The following is a 17,272-nucleotide window of genomic DNA, read 5'->3' as shown; positions in this document are numbered from 1 at the left end:
TTTTAATCTTTTACTATATAAAGTTTAGGAACTACTTAACAATTAAACTTCTCTTCTAATTCTATTAAACTCAGTTAATTTCACTCCATTGAATTTCAATAGGTATACATCAGGCTTTGAAGTCTCCACTAGAAAGTCAAAACCGATATTTTTAATAAAAAAGCTAATCATTAGTGTCATTACAAACCCGTGCGTACTAATCGCGACTTTCTTTCCTTTAAAGTTACTTAATACTCTTTCCAATTCAAATATAGCCCTATCCATACACTGTTTATACGTTTCACCGCCTAATATTGCGTAATCATGGTTTAAGAACATTCTTTCCACAAGAGGGTAAACTTGCTCATTAGGGATAACCTTATCTTCCTGCGAAAATTTACATTCTTTAAAATTTTCATATATTAATATGTCCTTCCCAATCTTATTAGCTAATTCCTCTATTGAAAGGATGGCACGGGTATAAGGGCTTGAAATAAAAACCTCTATATCAGCATCGATTAATAATTTTGTTAATTTACTAGCATCCGTTTTTCCTTTCCTAGTTAGCCCTCTTGATTTTTCACTACCACCCTCTTTTGGTGATTCACAATGTCTTATCATGTAAATATACGTTTCCAAAATTAACACTCCTATAAATTAATATCATTAGTTGGATAGGTATTTTAAGTTATTACAAGAGTACCTTGTTTTAAAAATAGTTGTAAAGAAGTATCGTTAGGGTGAGTATAAATGTTTGTATATGACGCCTCCTACAGCTTAAATCTATGACAAAGATTGTTAGGAAACTGACCTAATTAAAATTACTATTTTTTTACATAACGAAAGAAACCGCCTTTCTTCTGGACACCTGATCAATTCAAAGAATTTTTGTCTTTGATCGATGAAGATAATTTTCTATTCAAAGTGTTTTATACATTCGTATACCTAACAGGAATGCGTTGTGGTGAAATGTTAGCATTAAACTGGAATGACATTGACCGTTCTAAAAGAGAAATTAATGTTCATAAATCACTCAACTACCTAAACGGTGAAATCGTTATTACTGAACCTAAAACAAAAAACTCTATTAGACGTGTAAGTATTAATACAAAATTAATTGAACTTCTCGATCAGTGGAGAGAAAAACAAATCTATCTCTTTAATAAATTAGATATAAAACATCATGATGAAGTACACATGTTTCAATATAGAGAGAAACCTCCCACTAAAGATATATTCAGTCGAAGAATTAGAACGATATGTAGTAAAGGTGATTTAGAACCTATTCGCTTGCACGATCTAAGACATTCGCACGTAGCTTTACTTATCAATCAGCAAGAGGATCATGTGACCATTAAAGAAAGATTAGGACATGCTTCTATTAAAACTACCATAGACGTATATGGTCACCTGTTCCCAAATAAACAACAAGAGACAGCAGATAAATTTGATAGTATGTTCTAAGCCAAGCGACCTTTGCTTGGCTAATTAACTTTATTTTTACATTTAAAACAAAAAAGAACGCTTTTCTTTTAATAGAAAAAACGCTCTTATTATTTAGTTTGTATAATGTAATTATTATGCAATTCGACTTTCTGCATATTTGCCACGAATATTGGAGTGAAAATACTTCCCACAAGATTCATTGGTATGAAATTCATCATAAATATAACTTGGTACATCATAATAGTTCCATACTTGATTATTACTTTTAAACTCCACTTCTAGAGTTGAGGTTTCTTCTTCATATCCAATAGACAAAATCATACTTGAACTTACATAATTTCTTTCCATATATTAAACACTCCTTATAAATGTTTTTGTTCTCTCATTGCAGTAACGACACTCTTATAATTTACATCATCCAATTTAAAATCCTTTATCCAACTCTCAACTAGATTAGGATCGTTACTATTAGGTCTTGGTGTGTACTCTTTTATACGAACTCTCGAGGGAATTTCAATAGATTCACCTACTACAATTGCCTCTCCTTTTCTAAGCGAAGAAAGTAAATCTATTAGGCTGTTCATATTATTTGGTGCAGCAGATTTAACAGTTCCTTTATCTGAACTATTAGTTAGCCTTAGAGCAATAAATGTTCCTACTTGTGCTAATATAGTTTCTGATATCTCCGATGGTCTTTGTGTAACTACTGTAGCACCTACTCCAAATTTTCTACCTTCTTTAAATACTTTTTCAACTGCTTTCCTTGCATAACCATAAATATGAGTACTATCCTCGTTTTTAGGTAAATATATATGAGCTTCTTCAAAAACCATCAATAGAGGTCTGTTTTTACCAGTGTAAGTTTCTTTTCTACCCCAATACATACTATCGAAGATTAATCTTGTTAATAAACCTACTGTTATGTCTATTAATTCAAATGGTACACCACTAAGGTCTAGAATTGTAAGCCTTTCATTATGTTCAATCCACCCACGTATTAATGTATCTAAATCACACTCTGAATCTGCGTTTAAATAACCTTCAGGATTAAACATAAAGTTATACCTAGAGTCTTTTAACCTCGAGAATATTTTTTGCTCATATGAATACATAATTTGATTTTTAGATTTATAAGGAGCTCCACTTCCAATAGCATACTCTTTAAATTTTGCCGGAATTAAGTTTTGAAAATCTCCCTCATCTTCTAATTCTTCAGTATTTCTAGTCTGGTCGCTTGACGAAGAATAAGTACCATTTACTTCTCGATTAAAATTATGCCATACTTGCTTGATATCAAAAGGAATAGGTGAATCAGGTGTGATAGAATCTTCATTAATACTACCAGCCTTTAGTTTTCCCGCATTTAGTTTCTTGTACCTCAATATTTCTTCCCGCAATTTTTTATCTTCAGGTCTTTCTTGTCCATTCGGTCTTCCAACCAAGAAAAATGATAATTCATCAAAATTCATAGTCCAATAGGGTATTTTTAAAGGATTAGCAGTATCATTTATCTTAAAAACTTTACATTTACCATTAAAAGCTGATGAGTATTCGCCGTGAATATCAATTAGAACTGCTCTTGAACCATTATAGTTCTCTAAAATTTCATTAATTAAATGTGCTGTAGTGTTTGATTTACCACTGCCTGTTGATCCTAAGATAGCACTATGCCTTAGTACTAAATTGTGCAAATCTAGGTGCACTGATAAATTATCACTTGAAGAGTGTTTTCCTATTTCAATTAACCCTTTTCCTTCTTCTCCATAAATATTAAGTAAATCCCCTTCAGTAACTATATGAACCTCATCATTAATAGTTGGAAAAGTTCCAATACCTCTCTCAAATTTCTTTTTTCCAATCTGCTCCCCTACTAATTGCACTTGTAAATATCTTGATCCGTTATCATTCATGTTATTCTCATCTTGTATCTTATTAGAGACATTGCTAACTGAAGCTACAATACCAAAAAGTCTTATATTACCTATAGGAACTTTTACTAAAGTACCTATTTGTCCAATTCGATATAACCTTCCATTTACTATAGGTGCTGAAGAGGGAATATCATCTGTGATCTCAACTTCAATTGAGTTACTATCTACGTTAATCACTGATCCTAAGTATGTAACTTCACTTTTCATTTAGTATCTCCTTAGAATAGTTACCACTATTCGACTTCCTTATGTTCAGTAATGAAATTTACTGCTTTAAGAAAATCTCCGATAACTAATGAATTATCATCTATATCCCAGAAATCAGTTATATCTCCGTTTCCGTCTTCTAACTCTTCTTCATCTAACTTCCATTCACCATGTTTACCACTTATAATTGCATAATTTGGTGATAGAACAGATATATTCATAAAGTTCATGACATCTTCTTTAATTCTGTTTAAGTCATCATTGGAAAAAAGTAGAACTATCACATGTAATCTATTATTCTGTCTTAATCCATCAAAAATCACGTCATTGATATGTTCATCACCAAATGAGTAACCACTAATGACAAATATTCCTTCTCCATCCCTCAAATAATTTTTTAGCCTATCAACATAAGTGATGAATGGTTGTTTACGTGACGATTCATATTTTTCTTTAGAAGGATATATAACAAGTTCATCTAATTCCTCATTAACTTGAACTCCTAATCTAACTACTTTTCCACCAGTAACAGAGCTACCTTTTTTCCAATACCAACCCAAAGAACCGTGCATTTTCCAAATTTTAATCCAAGAAACTGGTATACTATTCATCACATCTAATTTCTCAATACTTTCAGGACAGAAAAAAGGTTCATAAGCACCTACAAACCCATCATAATAAGGAAGTTTTAAATTTTCTAATGATCGTTCAAAAACCATATCGTAATTCAGAGTAAATATTTCTTTTTCAAAATTTTGTCTGTTATTGTTTAACCATGCAAAAAATCGCTCAGTGTAATGAGAATTATTTTCTTCTGATTCAATTGCTTTTTTTTCTTCTTCACTTAAAATCATATATATTTGCTTACAAATCTCTATGTCTAATTCTTTTGCAACTAAGCCATTTACTTCAACATAAGATCTATTTTCACTATCTTTAGTAACTTGTCTAATCATTCTTATCTTATTAAGAATCTGCTCAATATGAGGTTCACATTTTTCATCATCTAGTTCAGATACGATTATTTTTACAACTTCTCGGTTTTCAGTACTTAAGTTATCTACGACTAATTCTGTCAATTTCCAAATTCCCGGAAGACCTAGAGCCATTGAACTTCCTGCCCCGAAAAGAAAACCAATTCTTTTTGGATACGAAATTTGATTTTTAATTTCACTTATTTCTCTAATTGGATTAAAATAAATAATATTTTCCTCCTAGCAATTAGTAGTTACTTTGCATTATACCCAATAAGTGTCTTTAGGACTAGCATTAGATTTCGACAGATTTCTCACTAAAACTTTTGCACTAGTTTTAATCTAGCTTATGAATATTATTTGGAACTTCATTAAAGTAATTACCGTTTAAATTTAGTGCAGAATTATTTCTATGTTCAAACACGAACTATGAATATTTTGTGAACATTTTCAGATTTTAAATAAAACCTATCTATTACTCCAGTTTTACTCCCGTTTTTTACCCCTGTGGTGAAGATATGGTGAAGATATTACCTCTATTAGAATATAATAAAAAAGCACCAAAGCTTTAAAAGCCTTGGTACTACTGGGATGCGGTTGAGAGGACTCGAACCTCCACGAGTTTAACCTCACTAGGCCCTCAACCTAGCGCGTCTGCCATTCCGCCACAACCGCTCGTTGTATAAAAAAAAGCACTTTGTGAAAAGTGCGGGTGAAGGGACTTGAACCCCCACGTCATAAGACACTAGATCCTAAATCTAGCGCGTCTGCCAATTCCGCCACACCCGCGTGTTTAGATACATCCTATAAAAATGGCGGTCCGGACGGGACTCGAACCCGCGACCTCCTGCGTGACAGGCAGGCATTCTAACCAACTGAACTACCGGACCATATTAAGATAAATGGTGGAGGATGACGGGCTCGAACCGCCGACCCTCTGCTTGTAAGGCAGATGCTCTCCCAGCTGAGCTAATCCTCCCCTTGACTGCAGATAAACTTCTGATTTCTTCGTCCTCTGCGCTATTCTCAGTCAGTCACGTACGGTCGTACGCTCCATCCTTCGAAAGCTTGTGTCCTCGAACTCATCGTTTCTCTTTGTCAACAATCTCAGATAAGCGGCGAATTTCTTCGTCCATTTCGTTATTCTCAATCGGTCACGTACGGTTGTACGCTCCTTCTTTTAATAACTTGTGTCCTCGAAATTACCCTATCTTCAATCAATTGCTGGCATATATAATGGTGACCCGTACGGGATTCGAACCCGTGATACCGCCGTGAAAGGGCGGTGTCTTAACCACTTGACCAACGGGCCGATGAAACATAAAAAAATGGCGGAGAAGGAGGGATTTGAACCCTCGCGCCGCTTACACGACCTACACCCTTAGCAGGGGCGCCCCTTCAGCCACTTGGGTACTTCTCCGTGGCTCCACAGGTAGGACTCGAACCTACGACCAATCGGTTAACAGCCGATTGCTCTACCACTGAGCTACTGTGGAATATGTACTCATTTTTGCGACTTCTATAATATATCATAATCTATTATAGACAAGCAATAACTTTTTTAGATTTTTTTTAGCTTTCCCCTGCACTTTCCGCAGGCATATCGAGAGGTGTTTATTCTTCGTTTTCTTATATACGTTTGATTACAGGAGGAGCAGCTATATGTGTGAATTTGCCTCGGTGTATTTTGAGTGCCCTCAATGAATCGGCAATGTCTTAAGCCGCCCACTTGGCTGAGTAATTGTTTGAATTCTGGGTCTTGATGCTTGTAGCCTCGTTTTTGGAGATGAAGGTGGTAATGGCAAAGCTCATGCTTGATGATGCCGATTAACTCATCCATACCAAAGGCTGCGAGCATTTTAGGATTTATCTCAATATCATGGGATTGGAGGAAGTATCGTCCTCCTGTGGTACGCAGTCTTGCATTAAAACGTGCTGTGTGTACGAATGGACGGTTAAAGTGCTCCGAGGAGATATTCTCGACAAGCTGTTGTAGCTCTTGTTGGTGCATGGGCGTTCTCCTTTCAAAAAAATACACTAAAGGTGGAAACACTGACAAACTCCATTGCATATAGTAGTTAATACTATCATACGAACGAAGGAGATGGCGAATTATGCCTACTTGGTTAAAAAAGCAGCTTAGACGCGCATTCGCCGAAAAAAATAAATACCAACTACGCGTATTGAACCAGTGCTGGTTCTACTATCAGAAGAGCTATCCTTTTCATCGAAAAACGAAGTAGACAATGTTCTCGCCTACTTCGTTCTATATTTAAACATATTAGGATGAAATGACTTGGTTTTCTGGCTCTAGCATGGTTAACGCAATTCGTCCTTTTTGAACATCTACTGAGGTCACCCACACCGTTACGATGTCACCTACGGATACCACATCCATTGGGTTTTTCACAAAACGTTTTGTGAGCTTGGAGATGTGCACGAGCCCGTCTTGTTTTACACCAATGTCAACAAAAGCTCCGAAGTCTACGACGTTTCGGACTGTGCCTTCCATTTGCATACCTGGCTCAAGGTCCTCCATTTTCAGAACATCCTGCTTGAGTAATGGCTTGGCTACTTCATCTCGTGGGTCTCTCATTGGACGAATGAAGGCATCTAGAATATCCTTTAAAGTCGGTAAACCAATATCTAGATCTGCTGCAAGCTCTTGATTCTGAATAGATTGAATGCGTTCTTTAGCCATTGATGTTCCGATTTCTTTTGTCGAAACATCCACCTTATCAAGGATGGTTTTGGCCACCTTGTAACTTTCCGGGTGAATACCTGTTGCATCCAGTGGCTGCTTTCCATCCTGAATACGCAGGAAACCGATACACTGCTCGTACGTTTTTGCGCCCAGTCTTGGGATTTTCTTTAGCTCTGTCCGACTTTGGAAGCGCCCTTGCTCGTCACGCTGCTTAATGATGTTGTTTGCCACTGTTTTAGATAGACCAGCTACATATTGCAAAAGAGCTGCTGAGGCTGTATTCACATTAACCCCTACCCTGTTCACAACCGTTTCAACAACAAAGGTTAATGAATCTGTCAGCTTTTTCTGAGAGACATCATGCTGATACTGGCCAACCCCTACTGATTTCGGATCAATTTTCACTAATTCAGCAAGTGGGTCCTGGAGGCGACGGGCAATTGAAATGGCGCTACGCTCTTCCACTTGAAGCTCAGGAAATTCTTCTCTTCCTTGATCAGATGCTGAGTAGACACTTGCCCCTGCCTCATTGACAATAACATAATAGATTGGGTCAGTTAGCTCTTTGATTACATCCGCAATGAATTGCTCTGTCTCTCTAGAAGCTGTTCCGTTACCAATAGCGATGATATTGACTCCAAATTTCTTGATTAACTCTTTGACGACCTTGGCTGACTGCTCTACCTGCTGCTTAGGTGGTGTTGGATAGATAACTCTAATGTCGAGAACCTTGCCCGTGCCATCCACTACTGCAAGCTTACATCCCGAACGAAAAGCCGGGTCAACACCTAAGACAATTCGGTCTTTCATTGGAGGTTGAAGCAGGAGGTTTCGTAAATTCTCAGAGAAGATGTGAATCGCTTGCTCTTCGGCTTTTTCATTAAGTTCATTACGAATTTCCCGCTCAATTGAAGGTTGAATGAGACGCTTATAGCTATCAGCAATGGCTTCCTCTACATACGGAACAGCCTTTGATCCAAACGAACGAATGGTCCTACGAACGAGTTCACTTGTTAGTTTATCCGCTGGAGATTGGACTGCAACCCGTAAGATCCCCTCCTTTTCGCCACGGTTGACGGCTAGGACACGGTGTGGAGCCATCGTACGCAAGGGCTCTGCATATTCGTAATACATTTCAAATACCGATTTCTCGTCTGCTTCCTTGTCCTTTACCTCTGCTGTTAAGCTACCTTCTTTCATCGTTCGATTACGAATTAGGCTGCGGAGATCGGCATCATCCGCAATCCATTCAGCAATAATATCCTGTGCACCTTCTAAGGCTGCCTCTGCTGATTCAAGCTCATTTTCTTCGGTTATGTATGAATGGGCTTCTTCTAGTGGATCGCCTGACTTCGGCAAGGAAAATAACCATTCTGCCAAGGGCTCTAGTCCCTTTTCCTTTGCTACTGTTGCCCTTGTACGACGTTTTTGTTTATAGGGGCGATATAAGTCCTCCACCGTTTGTAGCTTGTCTGCTTCTTCAATCGCTGCACGAAGCTCCTCTGTCAGCTTCTCCTGCGCATCAATGAGTCGGATGACTTCTTCTTTTCGTTGATAAAGCTGGTTCACATAGCTCCAACGCTCTGCTAGGTCTCGAAGCTGAACCTCGTCTAATCCACCGGTCATTTCTTTTCGGTAGCGTGCGATAAAAGGAACGGTATTTCCTTCATCCATCATTTCAATCACTTGCTTCGCATATTTCTCTTGAATATTTAATTCCTTTGACACCTGTTGAATCATGACTTGCTTTTGATCCTCCATCATCTTCCTCCTTGTAGCTCTCTGACATCCATCCTTCTATCATATCATAACCCTGGGTGTCACAAAAATAAGCTCTCCACCTCATGTTGGGCGTAAGAGCTTATTTAAGCTTACCTATAAGTAACGTTATATCGTCATTTTCGACATAACGAGCTTGTTCGAATATAGTTCCTTCTTTGTTTTTGATTCGACTAATATTTAAAAGGTTACTCTTAGGAGGTGGACTGACGACCCCATCTGAATAGAGGATAAAAATCGTTCCTTCATCATATTGAAAGTAACTCTCTTTAATTGTCTCATTCCGACCACATAAATAGCCCCTAGTCGGCATCGGTTGAATGACGGTGCCATTCGGATTATACATGGTAAACCCAATATTCCCAAAGTTACTGTAGCTCATCTGCCTGTTTTCATAAACAAGCTTAACGATGGTCAAGACTGCGCCACGCATTCCAGAAAGAGCTCGATTGCATCGTTCTACGATCATCTTCACTGGCAATTCATGATCACGTTCAACGATGCGCATGGCTGTTTGTGCCGATTCGCTTGCGCCCTCGCCACTGCCTAGTCCATCGATTACAGCGCAAACCGCATAGTGTTCCGTTTGGACCACCGCATAGGCGTCACCACAGAATTCACCACTATTCTTGGAACGTTGTAAGACAGCTACTTCAACATGATCATCTTCTTTATAGATCACCATTAAAGAATTTCAGACGGCTCTACACGAATAGATTCTCTTAGCTTTTCCAAAGCACGCCTTTGCAATCTAGACACATGCATTTGTGAAATACCTAACCGCTCTCCCGCTTCTTTTTGACTATAATTGTCATAATATGTGTATTGTAAAATCAAGCGTTCACGTTCATTAAGAACCTGAAAAGCTTTTTCTAATAGCATTTGCTGATCCGTTTGTTCATATCCACTATCTTCCTGACCTACAAGGTCAAGTAATGTCACTTCCCCGCCCTCTTGATCTGCTTCGAGAGCCCGGTTAACAGAAAGTGCTTGATAGCTCTTACTCATTTCCATCGTTTCTAGCACTTCTTCTTCAGATACATCAAGATAACTGGAGATCTCATGAACAAGCGGTGATCTTTGCAATTCTGCTGTTAACACATCAACTGCTTTTTTGATTTTAGGCCCAAGCTCTTTAATACGTCTTGGAACATGCACACTCCATGTTTTATCACGAATAAAGCGCTTGATTTCGCCTACGATGGTTGGTACGGCAAAAGATTCAAAGCTTCTTCCAAATTCGTTATCATAGCGCTGAAGAGCAGCAAGCAACCCTACCATTCCAACCTGAAACAAATCTTCGTCATGCTCTCGACCTTTAGAGAACTTGCGTGAAAGTGAACGAACTAAAGCTTCATAGTGCTGCACAAGCTTTAACTGGACGTCATCGTTTTTTGTTTCTTGGTATTCCTTTATCCAACCATAAACCTTATCCTTGTTCTGATTGTAATGATGAGATTCCGTCGACATGTTCTTCCACCTCATTTTTTCGCAAGAACTTAGTCATCATTAAGACTACACCTGCTTCATCATGGATTTGAACTTTGTCCATCAGCGTACTGATCAAGAATAAGCCAAGTCCGCCTTCCTTCATATCACCAATTGGCTGTTTAGAATCTACAGGACCGAGCTTTCCTTGCAGATCCTTTGCGTCAAAGCTTTGACCATTATCTGCAATAATAATCTCCATACGATCTTCATACAGGTCACAGGCAATCTTAACATTTCCTTCTTCATGATACGCATGATTCACAGCGTTTGTACATGCCTCGGCAACAGCAATCTTCATATCTTCTATATCGTCATAGGAAAAGCCTAACCGATTCGCTATTCCTGAAATGGTCAGGCGTACAACACCTACATATTCGGCTTTGGCTGGAATGCTCATTTCAATGTGATCGATGTGGGAATGCGTCATTTTGCTTCTTCCCTCCTATCTACAATGGTGATAACTTCATCTAATCCGGTAATAACAAATAGTCTCTTAATTCTCTCCGTCATGCCGGTGAGAGTTAAAGAACCACCATTTGTATCCGTAGCTTTAAGAACTCCCACAAAAATCCCTAATCCTGTACTGTCTATATATTGAACTTCGCTAAGGTCTATAATCAATTGACTTCCACTTGCTTCAGCTAGAGGGATAAGTGCCTCTCTTAGCTTTGGTGCTGTATATGTGTCTATCTCACCAGAGAGCAACACATTCTTTTGGTTACCATTCTCTTCAACTTGAATATCCAGGTTCATCTAACTTCCTCCTTGAGTAAAACCGATTCATTATTCAAACATGAGTCTTCCTTGTATACCACTAATTCATTCGGTTTAAACATTTTTAAACATTTCTTCTTAAAATAATTAAGGTAAGATCATCTCGAAGTGTAAAGTCCTGCATTTTACTTAATTCCTTATATACATGTTCAACCATTTCTTGAGCACTAAGATGAATGGACTCTTTGATTAACGACGCAATTTCCTCTCTTTCAAGAAAATCATCACCTACCCGGCATTCCGTTACCCCATCTGTCAGTAGCACGATAAAATCCCCAACAGAGAGCTTTCTCACATATTCTCTGTAATTAGCTTTTTTAGACACACCTAAGACGAGTCCCTTTGCAGTCAAATCCTCAAATGAGTCTTTTTGTGCGTTATAAAAGAAACCGGGCTCATGCCCAGCGCCTGAATAGGTAAATTCATGGGTAAGTGAATTGTAATAACCGTACATCATCGTCACAAACATACTGTCATCTACATTTTGCTCTACCACGCGGTTTAAATTCTCAAGAAGTGCACTTGGATTTAGTTGTTGTTCTGGAAGGCTGTCCATGGCGTACTTAATCATAGACATACATAAAGCAGCGGGAACTCCTTTTCCTATAATGTCAGAGATGGCTAGGCCTATCCCGCCATATTGGTCGAGCACATAGTGATAATAGTCTCCGCTCATTTTCTTAGCAGGAACACTAACGACCCCTACATCTAACCCTTCTACTTCAATGCTTTCATGTGGCAATAACGTTTGTTGCATTTTTGCGGCCACATCAATCTCTGCCTCAAGCTCCTGTTGACGCCCTCGAAGAATTTGATGTTCACGATAAGCCATTCCATAGCCCATCATTGCCTCTAACAAAAAATCGAACGATGCTTGAATATCCTCAGGTAAATCCGGATATAGTTGATCAATGATAGATCTGTGTAGACTGACAAGCTCTTCAGGCGAGGTCTGATGCTCCAGCAGATTACGAGTAAACTGCTGGACCTCATACAAAACCTGTTCACTTCCAGTATTCAAATATGATTCTAGGATCTCTTTATAAGAGGTTTCAATATTGTTATCTGTATAGTTCATAGTTCATTGATGTCCTCCTTACCGGAGCCATTTAGTAGCTGTAATTGTTGTTCCTTTATCTAGTTCAGACTCAATATCAAAATCGTCCATTAGACGCTTTACCCCAGGGAGTCCCGCACCAAGACCACTTGATGTGGTGAAACCATCTACCATCACTTGACGCAAATCGGGTATACCGGGTCCAGAATCAACTGCAGTAATCTTGATTCCTTTTTTTGTCCCAAATTTACTTGGTTCCTCTAGCACGTCTAGTTTTATTTCCCCACGTTTTGCGTAAAGGTATATATTACGAGCCAGCTCTGATATAGCTGTGGTAATTCGGGCCTGATCTACATTGCCAAAGCCCAGTTCTTTTGAAAGGGTTCTTCCAGCTTGTCTAGCCGCTACAATTCCCCATTCATTTTTCACCTCAACACAGGATTGGGTTTTCATGATTTAGCCCTCCAATTCCTGTTGCAATTTCTCTAAACCTTGTTCTAAATCAAGAGCGGTTGAGACATCCTCTAATTTAATTCCCATGTCAATAAGTGTAATAGAAACAGCTGGACGAATTCCTGTTAACACGACCTTAGCTCCCATTAAGCTGGACATATCAACGACATCGCCTAATACCTTAGCAATAAAGGAATCAATCATATCTACAGAGGTTAAGTCAATAACAACTCCGGTTGATCCTTCTTGATGGATCTTATTAAGAAGATCCTCCTGAAATAGTAAGGCCGTTTGATCATCTAATTCTGTTTGAATACTGATAAGTAAATATGTGCCCAATTTTAAAATAGGGATTCTCATTTATCTATATACCTCCAACTTACAATTCGACCGTTTTTTGATTACACATTTCAAGTGCTTTTTCCATCCCTTTTTGTAAGGTGCTTTTTGTTGGAAACTTAGTCAGATCAATTCCTAGGTTCACAATCGTTTGAGCGATTTCAGGACGGATACCAACTAATATCGCTGTACCTCCAACAAGTCTGACAGCTTCAGACGCTTCTATAATGTGATGAGCAACCATTGTATCGACAATTGGTACTCCTGTAATATCAATTAAAACCACTCTTGAGCGATGTTTAATCACACCATTCAAAAGATTTTCCATTATTAGCTTTGCTCGTGTTGTATCTATACTACCAATAAGAGGCATAACCGTGATACCACTAAAAACTGGAATAAGCGGTGCAGATAATTCAAGCAGGGATAACTTCTGCATTTCCAACGTGTCTTCCCATGAGCCTATATACTCTTGCACTAGTAAATTTGTCATATTATCAATCCAATGGTTTAAATCATTGTATACATCGATGATATGACCTTCTTCAGGAGGCACTGACTTCAACTGAGTATATACCGCTCTTCTTAAGCCCTGTAAAGCTCTAGTGAAATAAGATAACGAACGACCACTTTGGATGTACTGCTCTGTAAAAGCCTTCAAGCCTTCTAGATCTTCCTCTTTATTATTTCTAAGCGTTCGAAAGATTAAAGACATATATTCTTGGTTTGTATGCTCTACAGCTTTTTCTAGGGACGCCTTCATTTCAATTTCACTTTTTAGGTTAGAAAGCTGTTCATCCCAATACTCGATAATTTGATCTTGATTAGCCTTTAAGTAGGCGAGTGCATTCGATTGCATGTAATAGCCTCCAAACATATTCTCTTTAGCCATTATTTCATGAGTTGGCGCTTGTTGCAAAGAGAAACTATTAGATTTAGTCATTTTTTGTATTTTTAATCATTTAAAAATCCCCGGTCTTAGTGATCGGGGATTTTATCCATTATTTTATTAAAAATCAACTAGGCCTAAGCTAATAAACAATGCATCATTGACTGCGTTCATCATACTTTCATCGAGGTGGGTAATCTTATCTGTTAAGCGTTGCTTATCGATGGTACGGAGTTGTTCTAGTAAAATAACCGAATCACGATCAAATCCATACTTTTTGGCATTAATTTCAACATGAGTCGGTAATTTTGCCTTTTGAATTTGTGCTGTTATGGCTGCAACAATCACTGTTGGGCTAAAGCGGTTGCCGATATCATTTTGAATAATTAGAACGGGTCTAACTCCACCTTGTTCGGAACCTACCACCGGTGAGAGGTCCGCAAAATATACGTCTCCTCTTTTCACAATCAAATGCTACACCCCACTAACTAAACGAACAAGGGTTAGATCCGCTTCCTCCTCCGCAAGAAAAGCCTCTGATGCAATTGTCAGATTAATCTTTGCCATTTCCATGTAACCTTGCTGCATCGTTTCGCGAATTTGGGATTGCTGTCTTTCCATAATATACGTTTTCGTTGCTTTAGAGATAAATTCACTTCTATTAAGGTTTTCCTGTTCTAACAATGCATCCACCTCGTTTAACAATTGTTGTGGTATCGAAACGGTAATATCCTTAGAGTTCTTATCCTTCATGCACGTATCAACTCCCACCATAAACGCCTTTTACATATTTCTGTAATTTACACTGGTAAAATTATTACGTATGTCTGCTTTACTATTCAAGAACCATCATAGCATTCAGGCAATTGGATTGCAAAGAGGTTTTTACATATTTCTTTTTCTTTTCTTGTTAAAAATCGTGCCCAAAGATTTTTTTATTATGCAAGGCTACCTTATATCATTGCGAATAGCGATGATTTCCCCGTCCTTATAATAAACTCGAGGCACTCTTTTGCCTATGACACAGGGAATTTCATAGTTAATCGTTTGCAGTCTTTGTGCAACGTCTTCCATTGTTACACTTTCATCTCCATCGAAGCCAATCAATGTAACAACGGATCCCTCTGGCTTCGGTCCTGCTAGTTTCACCATACATTGATCCATACAAATTCGACCAACAAACGGTGCTTCTTCACCTTCAATTAGAACGTGGCCACCATTTGTAGAATGAGCTCGGATCCAACCATCTGCATATCCAATCGGTAATGTGCCAATCCATTCTTCATCTTTCGCAGTATAAGTAGCACCATAGCTAATGGTCGTTCCAGGTTCTACCTTTTTCACTTGGACTAAACGTGTCTTTAGCTCAAAGGCCGGTTTTAAAGGAAAAGGAAGAAGCTCGTTTATTTCTGGTGATGGGGTTAAGCCATACATAGAAATGCCAAACCGAACCATCGAAAACGCTCTATTAATAAAACGCATGGCTGCTGCACTATTTGCACAATGAATATAAGGAATATTCACACCCATATCTTCTACTAATTGAATATACTGTTTAAAATAATCGTACTGTTTCTCATAATAGGTTACATCTATTTCATCTGCCGTAGCAAAATGCGTGTACACTCCCTCAAGCTCAAACAGATCTGTTCCATTAATAATCATAATAGCCGATTCTACTTCTGTTGTGTTCAGAAACCCGATTCTGCCCATACCTGTGTCACACTTTAAATGAATGGAGAGAGGTTGTTTACAATCTGAGTGTCTCATCCACTCTTCTGCTTCATTCAGCCAGGTTGTTGAATAAACCGTGGCAGAAATGTTCAATTGGGCTGCAAGCGCAGCATTCTCGGCTCTCATTCTGCCGAGAACTAGAATGGGTAGGGTTAGCCCCGCCTCTCTTAACGCTAACGCCTCATCTAAAATCGCCACCCCAAGAAAAGTAGCGCCGCCTTCAATAGCCGCATGGGCTGCCTCAACAGCCCCATGTCCATAGCCATCCGCTTTAACCACTGCCATGATAGTTGTTTCCTGATCTCTATATAATTCCTTTAACGACCGGATATTTTCTTCGATCGCTGAAAGGTTAACCTCTACCCATGTGTCTCTATAAAATGCATTAAGATAATCTGCTTGCACTAGCGCCACTCTCCATCTTTCATTTTTTCCGAATGATACATTGATTATGAATGTCTTATACAGTGGGTGTCAATTTCATTTAGATAAAGTTGAAAGTTGTTTCATATACACTGGTAAAGACTGTGCGATTTCAGTAGGTCTAACCACATGCCTCGTCTGCGCCAAAGAACAACCAATATATGAGTGGAGAAAAACAGCAGCAAGTACTCCCTCTAACACGTCTTCATTTTGTGCACAAATCCCAGCTATACAGCCTGTAAGACAGTCTCCCATCCCACCAGTCGCCATGGCAGGTGTACCTTTAATATTTAGATAACTTGCTTCTGGAGTATAGATCCTTGTCTGATCCCCTTTTAGCACAACCAGTGCGCCTAGCTTGTTCGCCCATTTACGATTTTCATTTTCTGATTGCTCTTCTGGTTTTAGTCCAGTCAGCCGCTGCCATTCTCCTGCATGAGGTGTAAGAATTGTCATTTGCGGTAAGTCTACCTTCTCTTCAGAGAGAAGAGTTAAGGCATCGGCGTCCAATAGCAATGTCTGATGCTGTTCCACCTCTTTTAGTACAAGTCGAAAAACATCTCTCGCTTTTTCATCTAAACCCAGACCTGGACCCATTGCAATGACTGTGTTTTTTTTGATCTGATGACGTATTTCCTTTACATCCTCCAAAGGAACAGCCATCGCTTCCGGAAGCCTTGTGTGGAGAGCGCTAAAATGATTCTCGTCTGTGGCTACAGTCGTTAAGCCCGCCCCAGACATCATTGCAGCCTCAGCCGCCATTAAGATTGCTCCCCCCATTCCACGGGACCCGCCAATGAGTAGAACCTGACCATAATCTCGTTTGTTTGTATCTTTATCCTGCTCCCTATAAGGAAGCCATTCACTTACTTGATGTTGTTCTAACATTTGCATCCGCCCCACCCCATTCTTTTGATATGGCTCTTTACCCTTTAATGGTAGTGAGGTAACTGGCAGGGGGAGTCTTGGTGAGAGTTTTGGATCGGTGGGAGGAGCTTTGTATCGGCGTGGGGCGCTCTCTTATCGGCGGGAGGAGCTCTTTATCGGCGCGGAGGACTCTCTTATCGGCGGGAGGAGCTCTTTATCGGCGCG

At 39.0% G+C, this 17,272-nt stretch carries 19 protein-coding genes, 7 tRNA genes and 1 pseudogene; 2 read left to right on the top strand and 25 right to left on the bottom strand.

Features of this window, described 5'->3' with window-relative positions; genetic code table 11:
- Positions 1–42 precede the first annotated feature (42 nt).
- Positions 43–618: a histidine phosphatase family protein gene (locus FN960_RS13170; protein ID WP_143849203.1), complete on the bottom strand. Its 576-nt coding sequence runs from the start codon at positions 616–618 to the stop codon at positions 43–45.
- Between the two features lie 204 nt (positions 619–822).
- Here FN960_RS13170 and FN960_RS13165 point away from each other — a divergent pair.
- Positions 823–1,443: pseudogene (locus tag FN960_RS13165) on the top strand (site-specific integrase); the annotation flags it as partial.
- Positions 1,444–1,557: 114 nt separating this feature from the next.
- Here FN960_RS13165 and FN960_RS13160 read toward each other — a convergent pair.
- From FN960_RS13160 to FN960_RS13110, 11 genes are all read right to left on the bottom strand, one after another.
- On the bottom strand, positions 1,558–1,773 hold the full coding sequence (locus tag FN960_RS13160; RefSeq protein ID WP_143849201.1) for a KTSC domain-containing protein: 216 nt from the start codon (positions 1,771–1,773) through the stop codon (positions 1,558–1,560).
- A 14-nt stretch (positions 1,774–1,787) separates the two neighbouring features.
- Complete coding sequence (locus tag FN960_RS13155) at positions 1,788–3,563, bottom strand: ATP-binding protein (RefSeq protein ID WP_143849200.1); 1,776 nt, start codon at positions 3,561–3,563, stop codon at positions 1,788–1,790.
- 26 nt (positions 3,564–3,589) lie between these two features.
- The gene (locus FN960_RS13150) at positions 3,590–4,672 is read right to left on the bottom strand and encodes an SIR2 family protein (RefSeq protein ID WP_143849199.1); all 1,083 of its coding nucleotides are present in this window, start codon (positions 4,670–4,672) and stop codon (positions 3,590–3,592) included.
- Positions 4,673–5,129: 457 nt separating this feature from the next.
- A tRNA-Leu gene (locus FN960_RS13145) sits at positions 5,130–5,212 on the bottom strand.
- Positions 5,213–5,244: 32 nt separating this feature from the next.
- Positions 5,245–5,326, bottom strand: a tRNA-Leu gene (locus FN960_RS13140).
- 24 nt (positions 5,327–5,350) lie between these two features.
- Positions 5,351–5,427, bottom strand: a tRNA-Asp gene (locus FN960_RS13135).
- Positions 5,428–5,440: 13 nt separating this feature from the next.
- Positions 5,441–5,516 (bottom strand) — tRNA-Val (locus tag FN960_RS13130).
- A gap of 258 nt (positions 5,517–5,774) precedes the next feature.
- Positions 5,775–5,849: transfer RNA gene (locus FN960_RS13125), tRNA-Glu, on the bottom strand.
- 17 nt (positions 5,850–5,866) lie between these two features.
- Positions 5,867–5,957, bottom strand: a tRNA-Ser gene (locus FN960_RS13120).
- Position 5,958: 1 nt separating this feature from the next.
- Positions 5,959–6,033 (bottom strand) — tRNA-Asn (locus FN960_RS13115).
- Between the two features lie 65 nt (positions 6,034–6,098).
- Positions 6,099–6,548 carry a SprT family protein gene (locus FN960_RS13110; protein WP_143849198.1) on the bottom strand — a complete coding sequence of 150 codons (450 nt, stop codon included), beginning with the start codon at positions 6,546–6,548 and terminating at the stop codon, positions 6,099–6,101.
- A gap of 103 nt (positions 6,549–6,651) precedes the next feature.
- Here FN960_RS13110 and cmpA point away from each other — a divergent pair, with 103 nt between their 5' ends.
- Positions 6,652–6,780 carry a cortex morphogenetic protein CmpA gene (gene cmpA / locus FN960_RS13105; protein WP_143849197.1) on the top strand — a complete coding sequence of 43 codons (129 nt, stop codon included), beginning with the start codon at positions 6,652–6,654 and terminating at the stop codon, positions 6,778–6,780.
- A gap of 38 nt (positions 6,781–6,818) precedes the next feature.
- Here the strand turns inward: cmpA and FN960_RS13100 are convergent, their stop codons facing one another.
- From FN960_RS13100 to FN960_RS13040, 13 genes are all read right to left on the bottom strand, one after another.
- Complete coding sequence (locus FN960_RS13100) at positions 6,819–9,005, bottom strand: Tex family protein (RefSeq protein ID WP_438799885.1); 2,187 nt, start codon at positions 9,003–9,005, stop codon at positions 6,819–6,821.
- Between the two features lie 97 nt (positions 9,006–9,102).
- A complete protein-coding gene (locus FN960_RS13095; RefSeq protein WP_143849196.1) occupies positions 9,103–9,705 on the bottom strand; it encodes a PP2C family serine/threonine-protein phosphatase in 603 nt (200 codons plus the stop codon).
- The gene (gene sigB, locus FN960_RS13090; protein ID WP_143849195.1) at positions 9,705–10,490 is read right to left on the bottom strand and encodes an RNA polymerase sigma factor SigB; all 786 of its coding nucleotides are present in this window, start codon (positions 10,488–10,490) and stop codon (positions 9,705–9,707) included. The genes FN960_RS13095 and sigB overlap by 1 nt, the downstream gene beginning before the upstream one ends.
- Positions 10,450–10,938, bottom strand: a complete 489-nt coding sequence (gene rsbW, locus FN960_RS13085; RefSeq protein WP_143849194.1) for an anti-sigma B factor RsbW — start codon at positions 10,936–10,938, stop codon at positions 10,450–10,452. The genes sigB and rsbW overlap by 41 nt, the downstream gene beginning before the upstream one ends.
- A complete protein-coding gene (locus tag FN960_RS13080) occupies positions 10,935–11,264 on the bottom strand; it encodes an STAS domain-containing protein (protein ID WP_143849193.1) in 330 nt (109 codons plus the stop codon). The genes rsbW and FN960_RS13080 overlap by 4 nt, the downstream gene beginning before the upstream one ends.
- 85 nt (positions 11,265–11,349) lie before the next feature.
- Entirely contained in the window at positions 11,350–12,363 is a 1,014-nt protein-coding gene (locus FN960_RS13075) for a PP2C family protein-serine/threonine phosphatase (protein ID WP_143849192.1), read from the bottom strand.
- Positions 12,364–12,381: 18 nt separating this feature from the next.
- The gene (locus tag FN960_RS13070; protein WP_143849191.1) at positions 12,382–12,795 is read right to left on the bottom strand and encodes an anti-sigma regulatory factor; all 414 of its coding nucleotides are present in this window, start codon (positions 12,793–12,795) and stop codon (positions 12,382–12,384) included.
- Between the two features lie 3 nt (positions 12,796–12,798).
- Positions 12,799–13,155, bottom strand: a complete 357-nt coding sequence (locus FN960_RS13065; protein ID WP_143849190.1) for an STAS domain-containing protein — start codon at positions 13,153–13,155, stop codon at positions 12,799–12,801.
- Between the two features lie 19 nt (positions 13,156–13,174).
- On the bottom strand, positions 13,175–13,993 hold the full coding sequence (rsbRA, locus tag FN960_RS13060) for an RsbT co-antagonist protein RsbRA (protein ID WP_143849189.1): 819 nt from the start codon (positions 13,991–13,993) through the stop codon (positions 13,175–13,177).
- Between the two features lie 150 nt (positions 13,994–14,143).
- Entirely contained in the window at positions 14,144–14,494 is a 351-nt protein-coding gene (locus FN960_RS13055; RefSeq protein ID WP_143849188.1) for a type II toxin-antitoxin system PemK/MazF family toxin, read from the bottom strand.
- A gap of 3 nt (positions 14,495–14,497) precedes the next feature.
- Positions 14,498–14,797: a CopG family ribbon-helix-helix protein gene (locus FN960_RS13050; RefSeq protein WP_143849187.1), complete on the bottom strand. Its 300-nt coding sequence runs from the start codon at positions 14,795–14,797 to the stop codon at positions 14,498–14,500.
- Positions 14,798–14,971: 174 nt separating this feature from the next.
- Positions 14,972–16,162 carry an alanine racemase gene (gene alr / locus FN960_RS13045; protein ID WP_143849186.1) on the bottom strand — a complete coding sequence of 397 codons (1,191 nt, stop codon included), beginning with the start codon at positions 16,160–16,162 and terminating at the stop codon, positions 14,972–14,974.
- 75 nt (positions 16,163–16,237) lie between these two features.
- Positions 16,238–17,068, bottom strand: coding sequence for an NAD(P)H-hydrate dehydratase (locus tag FN960_RS13040; RefSeq protein ID WP_260682000.1), 831 nt, complete (start codon positions 17,066–17,068; stop codon positions 16,238–16,240).
- Positions 17,069–17,272 lie beyond the last annotated feature (204 nt).

Origin of the sequence: Alkalicoccobacillus porphyridii, from assembly GCF_007293315.1 — a bacterium.
Classification (GTDB): domain Bacteria; phylum Bacillota; class Bacilli; order Bacillales; family Bacillaceae_D; genus Alkalicoccobacillus; species Alkalicoccobacillus porphyridii.
The sequence above is the reverse complement of the archived record's forward strand: the minus strand, read 5'-3'. Positions and strand labels throughout refer to the sequence as shown.

Excerpts from the sequence above, each read along its gene's own strand:
- FN960_RS13160 (WP_143849201.1), bottom strand. The coding sequence starts at position 1,773 with ATGGAAAGAAATTATGTAAGTTCAAGTATGATTTTGTCTATTGGATAT.
- FN960_RS13155 (WP_143849200.1), bottom strand. The coding sequence starts at position 3,563 with ATGAAAAGTGAAGTTACATACTTAGGATCAGTGATTAACGTAGATAGT.
- FN960_RS13150 (WP_143849199.1), bottom strand. The coding sequence starts at position 4,672 with ATGGCTCTAGGTCTTCCGGGAATTTGGAAATTGACAGAATTAGTCGTA.
- FN960_RS13110 (WP_143849198.1), bottom strand. The coding sequence starts at position 6,548 with ATGCACCAACAAGAGCTACAACAGCTTGTCGAGAATATCTCCTCGGAG.
- cmpA (WP_143849197.1), top strand. The coding sequence starts at position 6,652 with ATGCCTACTTGGTTAAAAAAGCAGCTTAGACGCGCATTCGCCGAAAAA.
- FN960_RS13100 (WP_438799885.1), bottom strand. The coding sequence starts at position 9,005 with ATGATGGAGGATCAAAAGCAAGTCATGATTCAACAGGTGTCAAAGGAA.
- FN960_RS13095 (WP_143849196.1), bottom strand. The coding sequence starts at position 9,705 with ATGGTGATCTATAAAGAAGATGATCATGTTGAAGTAGCTGTCTTACAA.
- sigB (WP_143849195.1), bottom strand. The coding sequence starts at position 10,490 with ATGTCGACGGAATCTCATCATTACAATCAGAACAAGGATAAGGTTTAT.
- rsbW (WP_143849194.1), bottom strand. The coding sequence starts at position 10,938 with ATGACGCATTCCCACATCGATCACATTGAAATGAGCATTCCAGCCAAA.
- FN960_RS13080 (WP_143849193.1), bottom strand. The coding sequence starts at position 11,264 with ATGAACCTGGATATTCAAGTTGAAGAGAATGGTAACCAAAAGAATGTG.
- FN960_RS13075 (WP_143849192.1), bottom strand. The coding sequence starts at position 12,363 with ATGAACTATACAGATAACAATATTGAAACCTCTTATAAAGAGATCCTA.
- FN960_RS13070 (WP_143849191.1), bottom strand. The coding sequence starts at position 12,795 with ATGAAAACCCAATCCTGTGTTGAGGTGAAAAATGAATGGGGAATTGTA.
- FN960_RS13065 (WP_143849190.1), bottom strand. The coding sequence starts at position 13,155 with ATGAGAATCCCTATTTTAAAATTGGGCACATATTTACTTATCAGTATT.
- rsbRA (WP_143849189.1), bottom strand. The coding sequence starts at position 13,993 with ATGCAATCGAATGCACTCGCCTACTTAAAGGCTAATCAAGATCAAATT.
- FN960_RS13050 (WP_143849187.1), bottom strand. The coding sequence starts at position 14,797 with ATGGTGGGAGTTGATACGTGCATGAAGGATAAGAACTCTAAGGATATT.
- FN960_RS13040 (WP_260682000.1), bottom strand. The coding sequence starts at position 17,068 with ATGTTAGAACAACATCAAGTAAGTGAATGGCTTCCTTATAGGGAGCAG.